Genomic DNA, 15,866 nt, shown 5'->3' on the forward strand with positions numbered 1-15,866 from the left:
TAAATATTTTCAATCAATGAACATTAAAACCGCCAAACGTTGGTTTCAATGGCATAAATGGACCAGCCTCATTTGCACGTTGTTCATGCTCATGCTTTGTATTACCGGGCTTCCCTTGATTTTTCATCATGAGCTGGATGCCGTACTGGAAAAAAAAGTAGTTGCAGAAACACCTGCAGGCGCGCAGCAATTAAGCCTTGATTCATTAGCCGTTATTGCCGGCAAACTATATCCGGCTGAAAAAATACGGTATATATTCTGGGACGAGGACAACAAAAATAAAATTGTATTCGACCTCGCCGCGAGGCCGGATGCGCCACCGGAAGGAAGCAAGTACGCCATGCTCAATGTATATACCGGCGAGGTACTTGACAAACCTACTACCGATGGACTGATGGCTACCATTTTAAAGATCCACATGAATATGTTTCTCGGTATCGGCGGAAAACTCTTTCTCGGTATTATGGGGATACTGTTTATGATTGCCATTGTTTCCGGTGTGGTACTGTACGGGCGTATCATGAAAAAATACGACTTCGGTATGGTGCGGCAATACAAATCGAAACGGTTAAAATGGCTGGATACTCATAACCTGTTAGGCATTGTGACGCTGGCCTGGTTAAGTGTAGTAGGACTCACAGGCATTATCAATACGCTGTCTGATGTGGTGCTGGCAATATGGCAACAGGGACAATTAAAGGAGATGGTAGCGCCTTATGCGCAACAGGCGCCGCTGACCGGTCAGCTTAGCTCATTGGACAGCGCCCTGGCCGTAGCGGAGAAAGCAGCGCCGCATATGGAGCCTCGTATTATTACTTACCCGGGCACCATGTTTTCCAGCAAACATCATTATGCGGTGTTTATGCGGGGAAATACGCCACTTACAGCCCGGTTGCTGATGCCGGCATTGGTAGATGCCAAAACAAGTGTATTAACAGATGCGCGGCGTATGCCCTGGTATGTGAATACCCTGTTCCTGTCTGAACCGCTGCATTTCGGCGACTACGGCGGCATGCCACTGAAAATCATCTGGGCAGTTTTCGATGCCGGTGCTATCATCGTACTGATTACAGGACTCTATCTTTGGTTTGCCCGCAGAAAAGCCGCCAAACTTCAATGGAACAGATTAAGTGACCAAACAACAAGCGATGATGAAGAATAATCCATTTTTACGGTTATGGGGCATGCCATTGCTGATAGCTTTGCTGTCCCTCGCTGGCCTGATTGCAGCGCTGGTGGGAGATAGTTATTGGGACGTATTTTCCTGGCTGGCACTGGGCATACCTATTGTGATCGTGATCCGCTACTATTATTTCCGTGGTGAACACAAATAGATTTATATAAAAAACGCTCCACAGCTAATGCTGTGGGGCGTTTTTTATTCCATACAGTTGCTTGCGCAGCTGAATTATTTCTTAGTTCCTTTTACGCTGAAACCAATTTCAACTTCTTTGCTGATCATCCAGTTTTCAGGGCTACCTTCTGTTTTGTAGCTGATACCCCATGCAGATCTGTCGATCACAAATTTAGCATTAGCAGTAACATCGTTACCGTTTACTGCGATTTGTGCAGGGAAAGTGATGTTCAGGGTGCTGTCTTTCAGGGTCAGGTTACCGCTGATCAGGTTAGTAGCACCAGGCAACAGGCTTTTCTGTTTAGCGCTATCGTAAGGCGCAACTGCAGTAATGACGAATTTAGCAGTAGGATACTTTGCTGCATCAAAGAAATCACCGCTTTTCAGGTGACCATCCAGGTCGGTTGACTTTTTACCTGCTTCAGTTACAGAAGCTGGATCAGTAGTCAGGCTGTTCATGTTTACATCAAAGCTACCACCGGTAACTGCACCGTTGTCAACATTGAGGCTACCATTTGTTACCTTGATCGCACCAAAGCGTGGAGCGAAACCACCTTTGTGTGTAGCACGCCATTGTACGGCGCTGGTAACGGTATCAATTGCATAAGCTGCGCCGGTAGTGGCAGCTGCTTCTTTCTTGTCTTCGGTCTTCGTCTGTTCAGTCGAAGCACCACCACAGGCTGCCAAGGAAAGCAGCAGGGCTAAAGCTGGTACTGTTTGCTTCATAAATTTCGATTAGCTATTATATATAAGGCAGCGAAAGTAGTGATTTTGGCGTATTCAACCATCCAATACATCGAAAAATGTCAATATTATAACAATTCGTTCACACACATTACCTCCTCCCTATTCCTTATAACATAATTACGGAATCGATGGTAGCTACCTGCTTATAATAAGTAATCACTTCCTCTTCATTCTGAACGGGCACCAATACGGTGAATGATTTATATTTTCCACCGGAAGAATTGGTCTCCGTGATCTTTGCTGCTACATTGACAAACATCGCCTTCAGTTCCGTTATCTTCGCTTCTTCTGCTTTTATAATGAACTTAAAAGTATACTCAGTGGGAAATACAATGGACTGCTGTAACAACGACCGAAAATTTTCATAGGGATCTCCGCTCTGGTTGGCATTTACATTTTCTCCTATAGACATATTAATACTATTTATCAAATTTGTAGTCAGAATCAACCTGCAAAATACCTCCTTTTTCAACAACATCATTGACAAGACCGACACTGCTATAGAAAAAAACCAGTAAAAATGCGCTTACCCGGCAGATTTAACTAAGATAATATACTGGCGAGACCTCTTTGCAGGCCCCGCAATTCCGCGAGCCCTTTGAGCCTCCCAATAGCCGAATAGCCGGGGTACGTGTTTTTGGTATGATCATCCAGCAACTGATGACCATGATCCGGTCTTACCGGTAATGCCACCTTTCTTTCTGTCATCAGTAACAACAGTGCCCGTACCACTGCTACCATATCTACATCACCATTCAAATGATCTGCTTCAAAAAAATTGCCTTGCGCATCCCGCCGTGTATTGCGCAGGTGTAAAAAATGGATCTGTGCTCCCAGCTCCGCAATGATATTCAGCAAATCATTGTCCGGGCGCACTCCCAGCGAGCCGGAACAAAAGCAAAGTCCATTGGCCGGAGAAGGAACCGATGCCACTATTTCCCGTAAATCCTGTGCGGTGCTTACAATGCGCGGCAACCCCAACACCGGGTACGGTGGATCATCCGGATGCACGGCCATTTTCAGGCCCAACGATTCCGCTACCGGCACCACTTCGCTTAAAAAATAAAACAGGTGCGCTTTTAATCCCGCCGTATCTATTCCTTGATAGGTGTTCAGTGCCGCGAGTATTTCAGCGGGCGTAAAGCGGCCGGTACTTCCGGGCAACCCCAACATCGCATTGTGAAACACCACCTGTTTCTCTGTGTCCGTATGAGTATACCACCAATGCTCCGCCGTGGCTATTTCCGCCGCCGTATAATCTTTTTCAGCATGCGGCCGTTGCAACATAAAAAGATCAAAGGCCATAAACGCCGCACGCTCAAAGTACAACGCTTTTCCACCCGAGGGCAGCGTGTAACTGATGTCGGTACGCACCCAATCCATCACCGGCATAAAGTTATAGGTAATCACTTTTATCCCGCACGCAGCCAGATGCTGTAAACTCGTTTTGTAATGGGCGATATGCGTTTTATAATCGCCGCTTTGCCGTTTAATATCTTCACTAACAGGCAAACTTTCTACCACCGTCCAACTCATCCCTTCTTTTTCAATCATTGCCTTTCGCTCCCGGATATCAGCCACAGGCCATACTTCCCCTACGGGGATCTGATGCAGCGCGGTCACCACCCCTTCACATCCGGCCTGCCGGATATCGCTTAAACGAACAATATCGTGTGGTCCAAACCAACGCATGGTTTCCTGCATGAACATAACTGACTGTTTAATGAAGTGATTTAAAAAGATGCATTTAAAATGAATGGTAACCGGACCTGGGGCGCCCTTCTTCATACGGACAATCACCAACGCCAACCCACTATATCACCATCAACAGTGGACGGCTGCAAGCGTGGACCTGCATAATAGACGATAGGCTACTACATCGTAATTATATCGTTTCATAACGGGCGTTTTACGTGAACTTTTACTCGCTGGCGTATCTATGGACCTTGGTTCTTGAGAACGAATATAAGAAAAAAACGATTTTACGTAACCGATTGCATTTTTTTATTCAAAAAAAGTTCATTTCCTTTGAAGAACAAGCTATCAATAAATGTCAGACGACCGGGAAGTAACTATATATGATATCGCTAAGTACCTGAATGTATCGGCGGCCACTGTGAGCAGGGGATTGAAAAACAATCCTATGATCAGTAAAAGCACCCGCAAGAAAATTGAGGAAACGGCGAAGTTACTGGGGTATCAGTCTAACACCTTCGCCAGCAGCCTGAGAAGCCGGCAGACCAATACGCTGGGGGTGCTGGTACCGCGACTGAACAGTCACTTTATGTCGTCCGCCATTGCGGGTATGGAAGATGCGGCCAACCGCCACGGCTACAACCTGATTATAGCGCAGTCGCTCGAGGACGTGGAGAAAGAAAAGCGCAATGCGGCCACGATGTTTAATAAGCGGGTAGATGGCCTGCTCATCTCCCTTTCTTCCAATACCCAAACTATTCAGCACCTGGAATCCTTCTTCAGGAAGAAAATACCGGTGGTGTTCTTCGACCGTATTTATCAGCACGATGAAAGCATGGCGGTAGGTATTAATAATTACGAGGCAGCTTATAATATTACCAAACACCTGATTGCCCAGGGTTGCGTAAAAATTATGCACCTGGGTGGCAACCTGCTACGCAATGTATACCAGGAAAGGCTTAACGGCTACCAGCAGGCGTTGCGGGATCATCATTTACCTGTGAAAGAAAAGTGGCACCTGACCAGCAGCCTTTCGGAGCAGGCAGGTACGGATGCCGCCAGGTACATACTGGACCTGCCGGCCAAGGAACGCCCCGATGCTGTATTTTCCGCCAACGATACCGCCGCTGTGTATTGTATGTTGGCGCTGAAAGCCGCCGGTCTGCGTATTCCGGAAGACATCGCCTTCGCCGGCTTTAACAATGACCCCATCAGCCGGGTAATTGAGCCCAACCTTACTACCGTGGAGTATCCCGGTGAAAGCCTTGGGCATACCGCCGCCACCTATCTCATAAATCATCTCAAAGGCATCAGTGACCTGTATAGCACCAATGCCATTACCCTCCGGGCCGACCTCGTGATCAGAACCTCTTCTCTCAAAAACAAATTGCGGGGATAAAATTTTTTTAAGATATTTACGCAACCGATTGCGAAAATAATACGTAAAAAGTGCTTATTTTACGATATTACCGGAAAAGAAAAACGATAGCCGGTCACTAAAAACAGATAGTCGTTACCGTTATCAGCATCCGGGCAACCAACATCGTCATCCAATAAAATTGTTGTATGAAGAAAACCACGTTATGGCTAATCTGCCTCTGTTATTTCCTTACTGCCAAAGGAGAAAACGGGTATGAACTGTGGCTCCGGTACACACGGATTACTTCCCCATCTCTCCTCACCTCCTACCGCCAACAAGCCAATACCCTTATTGTCAGCGGATCTTCCGTTACCATGCGCCTTGTAAAAGAAGAGCTGACTAAAGGCCTGTCGGGCTTATTACAGATAACACCTGCCTTCCGCACCACACCCAACCGCGATGGCGCCATCATAGCAGGCACGCCCACCTCCTCTTCACTGATTCATAACGCTCACCTCTATACGCAGCTGCAACAAGCCGGGGAAGAAGGTTTCGTGATCACCACTACGCTGGTCAATCAGAAAAAGTGCATACTCATTGCCGGCAACACCGATCAGGGCGTACTATACGGCGCCTTTCATTTACTGCGACTGCTCCAAACGGAACAACCCCTTCCCGCACAGCCCTTTGTTTCCGCACCGAAGCTGCGCCTGCGTATGCTCAATCACTGGGATAACCTCGACAGAACCGTGGAAAGAGGCTATGCCGGCTTCTCTATCTGGAACTGGCATACCCTGCCCGATTACATCGATCAGCGATATATAGATTATGCCAGGGCCAACGCTTCTATTGGTATCAACAGCACCGTGATCACCAATGTAAATGCCAACGCCACCGTGCTCACACCCGCCTACCTGGAAAAGGTAAAAGCCCTGGCAGATGTATTCCGCCCCTATGGCATCAAGGTATTTCTTACGGCCAGGTTCAGCGCCCCCATGAACATTGGCAGCCTCAAAACCGCAGACCCACTGGACCCGGGAGTACGACAATGGTGGAAAGAAAAAATTAAAGAGATCTATACCTATGTCCCCGACTTCGGCGGCTTCCTCGTAAAAGCCAACAGCGAAGGACAACCCGGTCCACAGGACTATCACCGGAGTCATGCCGAAGGCGCTAATATGCTCGCAGATGCCATCGCACCTTTTCACGGCATGATCATCTGGCGCGCATTCGTATACAGTCACGATAACCCGGCAGACCGGCACACCCAGGCATACAACGACTTTGTTCCTTTAGACGGCCAGTTCCGGCCTAACGTGATGGTACAAGTGAAAAACGGCGCCATCGACTTCATGCCCCGGGAGCCTTTCCATCCACTGTTTGGCGCCATGCCACACACTCCGCTGATGATGGAATTCCAGGTAACACAGGAATACCTCGGGCAAGGCACGCATCTCGTTTTTCTGGCACCACTATTTAAAGAAACATTGGAGAGTGATACCTACGCCAAAGGGAAAGGCAGCACCGTGGCTAAAGTCATTGATGGCAGCCTGGATGCCCATCCACTAACCGGTATGGCCGGCGTAGCCAACATCGGCAACGATATCAACTGGTGCGGACATCCCTTTGCACAAGCCAACTGGTACGCACTCGGCCGCCTCGCCTGGGATCACTCCCTCTCCAGCGAACAAATTGCGGACGAATGGCTGCGCATGACCTGGTCGAACAACCCTGCTTTTCTGAAAACAGCATCGCGGCTCATGCTGGAAAGCAGAGACCTGTTTGTACAATATGCGAACCCGTTAGGACTGCATCATATCATGGGTACCAGTCACCATTACGGGCCCGCTCCCTGGATCAATAATTTGAGTCGCCCTGAATGGAATCCTGTGTACTACCACAAAGCGGATAGCCTCAGCATTGGCTTCAACCGCACCGCCACAGGCAGTAACGCCCTCGCGCAATATCAGCCTCCCGTACAGCAGCAATGGAACCATGCCAACACCTGTGATGAAAAATATCTTTTATGGTTTCATCATGTACCATGGACATTCCAGATGAAAAGCGGCAGAAATTTATGGGAAGAACTCTGCTATCAATACTACACCGGCGCTGCGAAAACCGGTACCCTGCAAACTACCTGGCAATCCCTGCAACCTTACGTAGATCAACAACGGTTTGAACAAGTGCGTATGCTACTGACTATTCAACATAAAGAAGCGCTCTGGTGGCGGAATGCCTGTGTGCTATATTTTCAAAGCATTCACGGCATGCCCATTCCGGCAGCTTATGAAAAACCGGATCATACATTGGAGTATTATAAACAGCTGCAATTCCCGTTTGCACCGGGCATTTAAAATAAGTAGGTAAAAAGATGATGACAGCAACAAAAAGAAAGGTAGCCATTGTTACCGGTGGTGGCTCCGGACTGGGCCTCGCCATTGCCGAAAAATTTGTGCAGGAAGGTATACAGGTAGTTATTGCGGGAAGAAATGAGGAGCGGCTGCATACCGCACAACAACAACTGGGGCCACTTTGCAAGGCCATCGCCATAGATGTGACCCATCTTTCCGCCATACCTGCCTTTGTACAATCGGTAGCTGATCAATATGGCACTATTGATATACTGGTGAACAATGCCGGCACCAATATGAAAAAAGACTTTACCGCCGTCACAGACGATGAGTTTCAGCAGGTCATCCTGACGAATCTTACCGCCGTATTCACCATGAGCCGGGAAGTAGTAAAACATATGCAATTGCAAAGCAGTGGTTGTATCATTCATATCAGCTCCATGGCAGCGCAGTATGGCCTGCCAAAAGTAATTGCTTACTCCGCCAGCAAAACGGCCATCGATGGGATGACCCGCGCCATGGCGGTGGAGTTATCGCCACAGGGTATCCGCGTCAATGCCATTGCACCCGGATTCATCTATTCCGATATGACCGCCAAAGCGCTCAACAGTGATCCGGAAAGAAAAGCGAAAGTATTTGGCAGAACCCCCATGGGCACCATGGGACAACCCGCCGACATTGCCGAAGCTGCGTACTTCCTGACCAGCAACGCGGCTAAATTTATTACCGGTGTAGTGCTGCCTGTAGATGGCGGCAACAGCATCGGTTTCTGATATTACAATTTGACAATAACACGTTATGAAAAAATGGCTCCTTCTTCCCCTCTGCTGTTGCGTATTCAGTAAAACCATCGCACAGGTAAAACTTCCCCGGCTCGTACGCGACAGCATGATTTTGCAACGGGATGAAAAAGTAAAATTATGGGGCTGGGCATCCGGCAAAGAAAAAGTGACCGTCCGTTTTAACGGTAAGGCCTATACGACAACAGCCGATGCCAGCGGCAACTGGGCACTGTATTTGCCGCCCACTAAAGCTGGTGGCCCATACACGCTCACCATCAATCAACTTACGCTACGGGATATTCTTTTCGGCGATGTATGGTTTTGCAGCGGGCAGTCGAACATGGTGCACCAGCTGGGCATTCACGATGTAACCTACGCCCGTGATATCCGGGAAGCCAATGATCCACAGATCCGGCAGTTTCTGGTCCCTACACTTAACAACGTTGCCGGTCCACAAACCGATTTACCCACGGGTTATTGGAAGCCCGCGGTGCAGGCCGATATACGGGCCTTCTCTGCTGTTGCCTGGTTCTTCGCCAAAAAATTATACGAACAATATAAAGTGCCTATCGGCATCATCAATGCCAGCGTAGGTGGCACACCGATAGAGGCATGGACCAGTGAAGAAGGGCTCAAAAATTTTCCGGCGCAACAGGCGCTCATCGAAAAAAACAAAACAGCTGGCGCACAACCGGCCACCACGCCCTTCCCTGCACCACCTCCTGATGCCGGGTTAACGGCTACTCCTACCTGGTATCAACCGGATTATATTGCCACCGGCTGGCGCAATATCCATATCCCCGGCTACTGGGAAGATCAGGGACTAAAAGACCTGAACGGCGTAGTATGGTATCGCCGCGAAATCATGCTACCGGCCACGATGGCCGGACAGGCCGCCCGCGTTTTTCTGGGGCGTATTGTAGATGCCGACGCACTTTATATTAACGGTCAGCAGGTAGGCAGTACCGCCTACCAATATCCGCAACGCCGCTACACCGTGCCGGCTGGCCTGTTGAAAGCCGGCAGGAACCTGTTGGTAGTACGTGTGACTAATACCGCCGGCAAAGGCGGATTTGTACCGGATAAGCCCTACTCGCTGTTTACAGACAAGGATAGTATTGATTTAAAAGGCGACTGGGCCTATAAAGTAGGCGTAGCATTTCCACCATCTGCCAATAAAAGTAATCGCATAGATTTATCTCATCAACCGGCAGCGCTGTACAATGCCATGGTAGCACCCCTTACCCCTTATACCCTCAAAGGAATCTGCTGGTATCAGGGAGAAGCAAATACCAGTCAACCTGATTTATACCGCCAACTACTCCCCACCCTGATCTACGATTGGAGGGCCCGATGGGCACAGGAATCATTGCCTTTTCTTTACGTGCAATTACCCGGCTTCATGGATTACAACTATTGGCCGGTGGAAAGTAACTGGGCACTGCTGAGAGATGCGCAGTTGCAGGCGCTTGCGGTGCCGCATACTGCGATGGCCGTTGCCATTGATCTCGGTGAATGGAATGATATCCATCCCGACAATAAAAAAGACGTAGGCGAACGCCTGGCACTGGCAGCGCGGAAAGTAGCGTACGGGGAACCGGTGATATACAGCGGCCCCCTGTATCAATCTGCCGTAGTGGAAGATCACTGCATCGTGGTGAGCTTTACCCAAACTGGTGGAGGACTCATTACCGCCGATGGCGAAGCACCCGCTACTTTTGAAATTGCGGGCGTGGATAAAAAATTTGTGTGGGCACAGACCGCAATAGCGGGTGATAAAATAAAGGTGTGGAGTGACGAAATACCGCATCCTGCTTACGTTCGCTACGCTTTTTCTGACAACCCGGTCAACCCGAATTTGTATAACCGGGAAAAGTTACCAGCCTCACCATTTCGGACAGATAAATAATGTACCTGGAAAAAACAGGTGGCAGCAATTATATTTGCATTACTTCCACCTGCAATGAAGTAGCTGGAAAAACAACCCGGTGATCATGAAAAAGAACGCATTGCTCCTGCTGGCACTCCTGGCAGCCTTTTCCGCATGTAAGGTAACAGAACGGCAAGGTAAAAACGGATACCTCTATACGCAAAAAGCCGGTCGGCAAAATAAGCAGTGGAAACTGGTATGGCAGGACAACTTTGATGGACCCGCGCTGGATACTACCAAATGGACCCGTATTCCGCCCAATAATGCCGCCTGGGGCAAACATATGACGAGTGATGACCAATGTTACCGGATAGATAGTGGGAAGATATACCTCCGCGGCATTAACAATCCGGATACACAAAAAGATCCCCGTCCCTTCCTCACCGGTGGTATCTATACCAAAGGAAAGTTTGCCTTTCAATATGGCAGGATTGAAATACGCGCCAAGCTGGAATGCGCCCGTGGCGCCTGGCCAGCCATGTGGATGCTCGCGGAAACAGATAAGTATGGCAAATATCCGCGGAATGGAGAAATTGATATCATGGAGCACCTGAACTACGAACAACTGATTTATCAAACTACCCACTCCTACTATACGCTGGACCTGAAACAAACTGCGAACCCGCCGCATGGTGGCACCGCGGCTGTAGACCCACAGGCATTCAACACCTATGGCATCAGCTGGTACCCCGATCGTATTGTATTTACCGTCAATGGAAAAGATACTTTTACCTATCCCCGCGTGAAAGGCGTAGATCCTTCCCAATGGCCATATGATCAGCCTTTTTATATCCTGATAGATCAGCAGCTGGGTGGCGACTGGGTAGGCAAGGTAGATCCTGCCACGTTGCCTGTACAAATGATTGTAGACTGGGTAAAAGTATACCAATAAGACGATTTTCGCGAGTCCGGGATTATGTTTATTTTCGTAAGCTGTGGCCCGCGAATCGGGCAACATAAACATTTAAACGAACAGCTATATGGGTAGTGAAAAAGCCATTCTTGCCGGCGGTTGTTTCTGGGGGGTGGAAGAACTGATCCGCCACCGTCCGGGCATACTGCATACTGTGGTGGGATACACCGGCGGCGACGTACCAAATGCCACCTATCGTCATCATGGTACACATGCCGAAGGCATTGAAATTACATTTGATCCGGAAAAGATATCTTACCGCGAACTACTGGAATATTTCTTTCAGATTCATGACCCTACCACCAAAAACAGGCAGGGCAACGACATCGGGACCTCTTACCGTTCCGCCATTTTTTATCTCAATGAAGCGCAGCAAGCCACTGCACAGGCTTTAATTGCAGAGATGACCGCCTCCGGAAAATGGCCGGGAAAAATCATCACAGAAATAGCGCCTGCCGGCGATTTCTGGAATGCGGAAGAAGAGCATCAGGACTATTTGCAGAAGCACCCTCATGGATATACGTGTCACTTTGAGAGGCCCAATTGGAAATTGAGCTAAAAGCAGAAAGCAGAAAGCAAAAAGCTATTGTGGCGATTGATTATTGCGAATATTATATACGCTTTGATCAATCGCCACAATAGCTTTTTGCTTTCTGCTTTTTGCTTTCCGCTCCTTTACGTATCTTTAAGAATACTGCACCCAAATGAGATATCATGAAATAAAACCCAGCAAACCATTAGCCCCCTACATAAAATGCTATTACATCTATGAGTCGGATACTACTGCGGCTTTTGACGACACTGTATTTCCCAGTGGCTGCGTAGAAATTATTTTCAACCTCGGCAGCGGACATTGGCAAACGGCCGCTAATAACACGTTTGTGACCACGCCCCCTGTTGAGTTGTGGGGACAAATCACACGCCCGCTGGTGATTAAATCCGTCGGTCGAAACGTGATGCTGGGCATTCGCTTTTATCCRCATGCAGCCGCCATCTTTTTGCGGGACCCGGTGGACTTGTTCAACAACCAGGTAATAGATTTCCGCGATTGCGCCGACAAGGTAGTGCAAGCCTTGTATGCCAGGCTGCAGGATATAACGTCGTGGGATACACGGATTTCGCTGGTAGAAAATTTTCTGTTGCAGCGCCTCGCCATTTCTACTCAAAGTGGTCGTAAAATAGGAGTAGTGAATGACGTGATGCGTGAAATACAACGGCATGATTTCTTTGATAATATCGACAACGTGGCCGCCCGCTATGGAATTACGTCCCGTTATCTTCAAAAAATATTTCTGCAATATACCGGGCTTACCCCTAAGCTCTATAGCAAAATTAACCGCTTCCAGCACAGCCTGCAGCTGTTGATCAAAAAAGAGGTATCGCTTACGGATATCGCTTACGATTGTGGTTATTTTGACCAATCTCATTTCATCAGAGAATTTAAATCCTTTACCGGCTACACCCCTTCCGGCTATGCGAAGGAAACATCGCCGGTTACATTGGCCGTAGCGAATAACTAACTGTTCCGATTTGTACAATTCGGACTGCCTTCCCTGGAATAATTTTGTGCTATTAATCATTATATCAGCATAAAATTTATTCAACATGTCTTCTAATTTCGAAAAATTCCAAGCCTTACACCAATCTGGCGATTTATTGATTATTCCCAATGCCTGGGATGCGAAAAGCGCCGCTGGTTTTCAGCAAGCCGATTTCCCGGCAGTAGCCACCTCCAGTGCGGCTGTTGCGGGCGCCCTGGGTTATGATGATGGCGAAAAAATGCCCTTCAGCGATTATCTTTTTGTGATTCAACGGATGTTAGCCGTATTACAGGTACCGCTGTCGGTAGATATAGAAATGGGATATGGCAGCACGCATGAAGCCATCTTCAATAATATTCGTCAACTGGTACAACTGGGTGTGGCAGGGATTAACATCGAAGATTCTATCATAGGCGCCGGTGGCAGGGTGTTGAAAGATGCGCGGGTATTTGCCCAAACCATCGCTTATATCAAAAAGCAGTTGCAGGAAGAAAATTTGTCGTTGTTTGTGAATGTACGTTGTGATACCTTTCTGTTGAACGTGACTGACAAACAATCTGAGACCATAGACCGGTTAAAGATATATGAAAGTAATGGGGCAGATGGTATTTTTCTCCCTTGCATCAGCGCCCCGGCAGATATCACGGTGGCCATCAGTAACACTTCATTGCCGCTGAATGTGATGTGTATACCGGGTTTACCGGATTTCGATGTACTGCGGCAATTGGGCGTAAGCAGAGCCAGTATGGGACCTTTTTTATTCAATAAGGCATATGAACAGGCGGAAACGCTTTCCCGCGAAACATTGACTGCCAACAGCTTCTCGCCTATTCTCTGACCTGATTTTTTTTTGGATACAACAACCCGCGTTCCGGCTACAAATACCGTGAAATTTCCGGCCACTTTTGTGATATAAAACACAAACAGATGAAAGTATTTGTAACAGGAGCCAGTGGCTTCATAGGCATGGCAGTAGTGGAAGAATTACTGGCAGCAGGCCATCAGGTAACAGGACTGGCACGTTCAGAGGAAGCAGCCTTAAAAATCGCTGCGCTGGGAGCGGTGCCACACCGGGGTGACCTCAACGACGTGGAAAGCCTGAAATCCGGCGCAGCGGCGGCAGATGGCGTCATCCACCTGGGCTTTATCCATGACTTTAAAAATTTCGCCGCCATGTGCGCCGTTGATGAAAAAGCGATTGAAGCGATGGGTGAAGTGTTGGCCGGCACCACGCGCCCATTTCTCATTGCTTCCGGCACTGCTATCATTCACAAAAACGGGCTGGTAACCGAGCAAGACCGCATTACACATGAAAATGCGCCACGTACCATCTCCGAAAAGACAGCCAACCGACTGGCCGAAAAAGGAGTGCATACCGTTATCATCCGGCTTTCTATTGTACATGGAGAAAATGATCCGGGCTTTATCACCCTGTTGGGCGGCATTGCCAAAGACAAAGGTAAATCAGCCATGATACTGGAAGGTACTAATGTGTGGCCATCCGTACATAAACGGGATGCAGCGAACCTGATTCGCCTTGCCCTGGAAAAAGAGGCGGCCCCCGGCACGTATTATCATGCCGTAGCAGAGCAGGGTATTCCTTTTAAAAACATTGCGACTGTGATTGGTAAAAAGCTAGATCTGCCGGTAGTATCCCTGCAGCCGGAAGAAGTGGCGGACCACTTTACCTGGTTTTCACATTTTGCCCAATTCAACAATCTCGTTTCCAGTGAATTCACCCGACAAAGTTTAGGTTGGACTCCCCGGCACAGCACGTTGCTGGAAGATATGGAAGGTGAGATCTATTTCCCGGCAAACAAGTAAAACACGTACATTTACCACGCGGCAACGGCACCTGAGGTATCGTGGCCGCGTGGTTTATTAACTGATGTCACCATGACTACACCGCGCCACATCAAAACTATATCGGAATATCATGCCTTGCGTGGACTACCGAAACCCAAACATCCGCTGATCAGTGTGATCAATTTCGATGACATGGATCAATCAGGTGAGCTGGGTACACAAAGCCTGATTTTTGATTTCTACAATATCTCTATTAAAAGAGGGATGAACTATAAATACCAGTATGGGCAGCAAGACTATGATTTTGATGAAGGCATCATGTTCTTCATGGCTCCCAAACAGGTATTACGGATTGAAAAAAAAGAAGGATATCAAAATCCTTCTGGCTGGATGTTGCTGATACATCCGGACTTCCTGTGGAATACGCCGCTGGCGACCGCTATCCGGCAATATGAATTTTTCGGTTATTCAGTACATGAAGCGTTGTTCCTTTCTGGAGAAGAAGAATTAAAAATCAGGCAAATCATTGACAACATTCAGCAGGAGTATCATACCAACATCGACCGGTTTAGCCAGAGCATTATTATATCTCAACTTGAAACACTGCTGAATTACGCAGATCGTTTTTATCAGCGCCAGTTTATTACCCGGAACAAAGCGAATCATCAGGTACTGGAACAACTGGAAAAGCTGCTCAACGATTACTTCAACGATCCAGACCTGATCAGCAAAGGATTGCCTACAGTGCAGTATATTTCAGATCAGCTGCATATGTCGCCCACCTACCTGCGTAGCCTGCTCAAAATGCTTACTGGACAAAATACGCAACAGCTCATTCATCAGAAAGTCATTGACAGGGCCATGGAGAAACTGAGCACGACTGATTTGTCTGTCGGCGAAATTGCCTATGAATTGGGCTTTGAGCACCCACAATCTTTCAATAAATTATTTAAACAGAAAACCCATGTTACCCCGATGGAGTTCCGGCAACGATTTAACTGACAGCAGCCGTGTACAGGTATTTATCTCCCGTAAATTTTCTTTCCCCTATCAACGGTTATTACACAATTTTCGATAACTTAATGCCAAAGTATACATCATTATGACAACCAAAGAAACGTTTACCCTCCACGGCGAGAACCTGGTAAAAAAAGTAAAAGAACTGATAGCAGAAGGGAATATCCGGAAAATCAGTATTGCAGATAAAGAAGGGAAGGAAATAATGTCTTTTCCACTTACACTTGGCGTGGTAGGCGTTTTGTTTGCCCCCGTACTGGCTGGCGTAGGCGCTGTAGCCGCGCTGATTGGCGAATGCAGTATTGTAGTAGAAAGAGAAGCGCCTAAGGAAGAAGAACCAAAGGAGGACGATACTGCTGCTAAATAA

Annotated in this window: 16 protein-coding genes; 13 read left to right on the plus strand and 3 right to left on the minus strand. The window is 47.9% G+C overall.

The window, feature by feature from the left end:
• The first annotated feature begins 16 nt into the window (after positions 1 to 16).
• Positions 17 to 1,162 (plus strand): PepSY-associated TM helix domain-containing protein, encoded by a 1,146-nt coding sequence (locus AC1DFM_RS07440; RefSeq protein ID WP_477076073.1) that lies wholly within the window; start codon positions 17 to 19, stop codon positions 1,160 to 1,162.
• On the plus strand, positions 1,149 to 1,334 hold the full coding sequence (locus tag AC1DFM_RS07445) for a hypothetical protein (protein ID WP_477076074.1): 186 nt from the start codon (positions 1,149 to 1,151) through the stop codon (positions 1,332 to 1,334). The genes AC1DFM_RS07440 and AC1DFM_RS07445 overlap by 14 nt, the downstream gene beginning before the upstream one ends.
• Before the next feature lie 74 nt (positions 1,335 to 1,408).
• Here the strand turns inward: AC1DFM_RS07445 and AC1DFM_RS07450 are convergent, their stop codons facing one another.
• The 3 genes from AC1DFM_RS07450 to uxuA form a co-directional block, all read right to left on the minus strand.
• Positions 1,409 to 2,080: a YceI family protein gene (locus AC1DFM_RS07450; RefSeq protein WP_477076075.1), complete on the minus strand. Its 672-nt coding sequence runs from the start codon at positions 2,078 to 2,080 to the stop codon at positions 1,409 to 1,411.
• Positions 2,081 to 2,207: 127 nt separating this feature from the next.
• On the minus strand, positions 2,208 to 2,513 hold the full coding sequence (locus tag AC1DFM_RS07455; RefSeq protein ID WP_477076076.1) for a DUF493 domain-containing protein: 306 nt from the start codon (positions 2,511 to 2,513) through the stop codon (positions 2,208 to 2,210).
• A gap of 131 nt (positions 2,514 to 2,644) precedes the next feature.
• Positions 2,645 to 3,811, minus strand: coding sequence for a mannonate dehydratase (gene uxuA, locus AC1DFM_RS07460; protein WP_477076077.1), 1,167 nt, complete (start codon positions 3,809 to 3,811; stop codon positions 2,645 to 2,647).
• Positions 3,812 to 4,151: 340 nt separating this feature from the next.
• On the opposite strand from uxuA, the gene AC1DFM_RS07465 reads away from it, so the two are divergent.
• From AC1DFM_RS07465 to AC1DFM_RS07515, 11 genes are all read left to right on the plus strand, one after another.
• Positions 4,152 to 5,195, plus strand: coding sequence for a LacI family DNA-binding transcriptional regulator (locus tag AC1DFM_RS07465; RefSeq protein ID WP_477076078.1), 1,044 nt, complete (start codon positions 4,152 to 4,154; stop codon positions 5,193 to 5,195).
• 167 nt (positions 5,196 to 5,362) lie between these two features.
• Positions 5,363 to 7,513 (plus strand): alpha-glucuronidase family glycosyl hydrolase, encoded by a 2,151-nt coding sequence (locus tag AC1DFM_RS07470; RefSeq protein WP_477076079.1) that lies wholly within the window; start codon positions 5,363 to 5,365, stop codon positions 7,511 to 7,513.
• Positions 7,514 to 7,530: 17 nt separating this feature from the next.
• Positions 7,531 to 8,283 carry an SDR family NAD(P)-dependent oxidoreductase gene (locus tag AC1DFM_RS07475; RefSeq protein ID WP_477076080.1) on the plus strand — a complete coding sequence of 251 codons (753 nt, stop codon included), beginning with the start codon at positions 7,531 to 7,533 and terminating at the stop codon, positions 8,281 to 8,283.
• A 25-nt stretch (positions 8,284 to 8,308) separates the two neighbouring features.
• Positions 8,309 to 10,201 carry a sialate O-acetylesterase gene (locus AC1DFM_RS07480; RefSeq protein WP_477076081.1) on the plus strand — a complete coding sequence of 631 codons (1,893 nt, stop codon included), beginning with the start codon at positions 8,309 to 8,311 and terminating at the stop codon, positions 10,199 to 10,201.
• 85 nt (positions 10,202 to 10,286) lie between these two features.
• A complete protein-coding gene (locus AC1DFM_RS07485) occupies positions 10,287 to 11,114 on the plus strand; it encodes a glycoside hydrolase family 16 protein (RefSeq protein ID WP_477076082.1) in 828 nt (275 codons plus the stop codon).
• Positions 11,115 to 11,202: 88 nt separating this feature from the next.
• Entirely contained in the window at positions 11,203 to 11,694 is a 492-nt protein-coding gene (gene msrA, locus AC1DFM_RS07490; RefSeq protein ID WP_477076083.1) for a peptide-methionine (S)-S-oxide reductase MsrA, read from the plus strand.
• A 145-nt stretch (positions 11,695 to 11,839) separates the two neighbouring features.
• A complete protein-coding gene (locus AC1DFM_RS07495; RefSeq protein WP_477076084.1) occupies positions 11,840 to 12,655 on the plus strand; it encodes a DUF6597 domain-containing transcriptional factor in 816 nt (271 codons plus the stop codon).
• A gap of 85 nt (positions 12,656 to 12,740) precedes the next feature.
• On the plus strand, positions 12,741 to 13,514 hold the full coding sequence (locus AC1DFM_RS07500) for an isocitrate lyase/PEP mutase family protein (protein ID WP_477076085.1): 774 nt from the start codon (positions 12,741 to 12,743) through the stop codon (positions 13,512 to 13,514).
• Between the two features lie 89 nt (positions 13,515 to 13,603).
• Complete coding sequence (locus AC1DFM_RS07505) at positions 13,604 to 14,500, plus strand: SDR family oxidoreductase (RefSeq protein WP_477076086.1); 897 nt, start codon at positions 13,604 to 13,606, stop codon at positions 14,498 to 14,500.
• A gap of 72 nt (positions 14,501 to 14,572) precedes the next feature.
• Positions 14,573 to 15,484, plus strand: coding sequence for a helix-turn-helix domain-containing protein (locus AC1DFM_RS07510; RefSeq protein ID WP_477076087.1), 912 nt, complete (start codon positions 14,573 to 14,575; stop codon positions 15,482 to 15,484).
• 100 nt (positions 15,485 to 15,584) lie between these two features.
• Positions 15,585 to 15,866 (plus strand): DUF4342 domain-containing protein, encoded by a 282-nt coding sequence (locus AC1DFM_RS07515; RefSeq protein ID WP_477076088.1) that lies wholly within the window; start codon positions 15,585 to 15,587, stop codon positions 15,864 to 15,866.

This window comes from Chitinophaga sp. 05T412 (assembly GCF_056396465.1).

Bases quoted from the DNA above. Each gene is read 5' to 3' on its own strand.
- AC1DFM_RS07440 (WP_477076073.1), top strand. From the start codon at position 17: ATGAACATTAAAACCGCCAAACGTTGGTTTCAATGGCATAAATGGACC.
- AC1DFM_RS07445 (WP_477076074.1), top strand. From the start codon at position 1,149: ATGATGAAGAATAATCCATTTTTACGGTTATGGGGCATGCCATTGCTG.
- AC1DFM_RS07450 (WP_477076075.1), bottom strand. From the start codon at position 2,080: ATGAAGCAAACAGTACCAGCTTTAGCCCTGCTGCTTTCCTTGGCAGCC.
- AC1DFM_RS07455 (WP_477076076.1), bottom strand. From the start codon at position 2,513: ATGTCTATAGGAGAAAATGTAAATGCCAACCAGAGCGGAGATCCCTAT.
- uxuA (WP_477076077.1), bottom strand. From the start codon at position 3,811: ATGTTCATGCAGGAAACCATGCGTTGGTTTGGACCACACGATATTGTT.
- AC1DFM_RS07465 (WP_477076078.1), top strand. From the start codon at position 4,152: ATGTCAGACGACCGGGAAGTAACTATATATGATATCGCTAAGTACCTG.
- AC1DFM_RS07470 (WP_477076079.1), top strand. From the start codon at position 5,363: ATGAAGAAAACCACGTTATGGCTAATCTGCCTCTGTTATTTCCTTACT.
- AC1DFM_RS07475 (WP_477076080.1), top strand. From the start codon at position 7,531: ATGATGACAGCAACAAAAAGAAAGGTAGCCATTGTTACCGGTGGTGGC.
- AC1DFM_RS07480 (WP_477076081.1), top strand. From the start codon at position 8,309: ATGAAAAAATGGCTCCTTCTTCCCCTCTGCTGTTGCGTATTCAGTAAA.
- AC1DFM_RS07485 (WP_477076082.1), top strand. From the start codon at position 10,287: ATGAAAAAGAACGCATTGCTCCTGCTGGCACTCCTGGCAGCCTTTTCC.
- msrA (WP_477076083.1), top strand. From the start codon at position 11,203: ATGGGTAGTGAAAAAGCCATTCTTGCCGGCGGTTGTTTCTGGGGGGTG.
- AC1DFM_RS07500 (WP_477076085.1), top strand. From the start codon at position 12,741: ATGTCTTCTAATTTCGAAAAATTCCAAGCCTTACACCAATCTGGCGAT.
- AC1DFM_RS07505 (WP_477076086.1), top strand. From the start codon at position 13,604: ATGAAAGTATTTGTAACAGGAGCCAGTGGCTTCATAGGCATGGCAGTA.
- AC1DFM_RS07510 (WP_477076087.1), top strand. From the start codon at position 14,573: ATGACTACACCGCGCCACATCAAAACTATATCGGAATATCATGCCTTG.
- AC1DFM_RS07515 (WP_477076088.1), top strand. From the start codon at position 15,585: ATGACAACCAAAGAAACGTTTACCCTCCACGGCGAGAACCTGGTAAAA.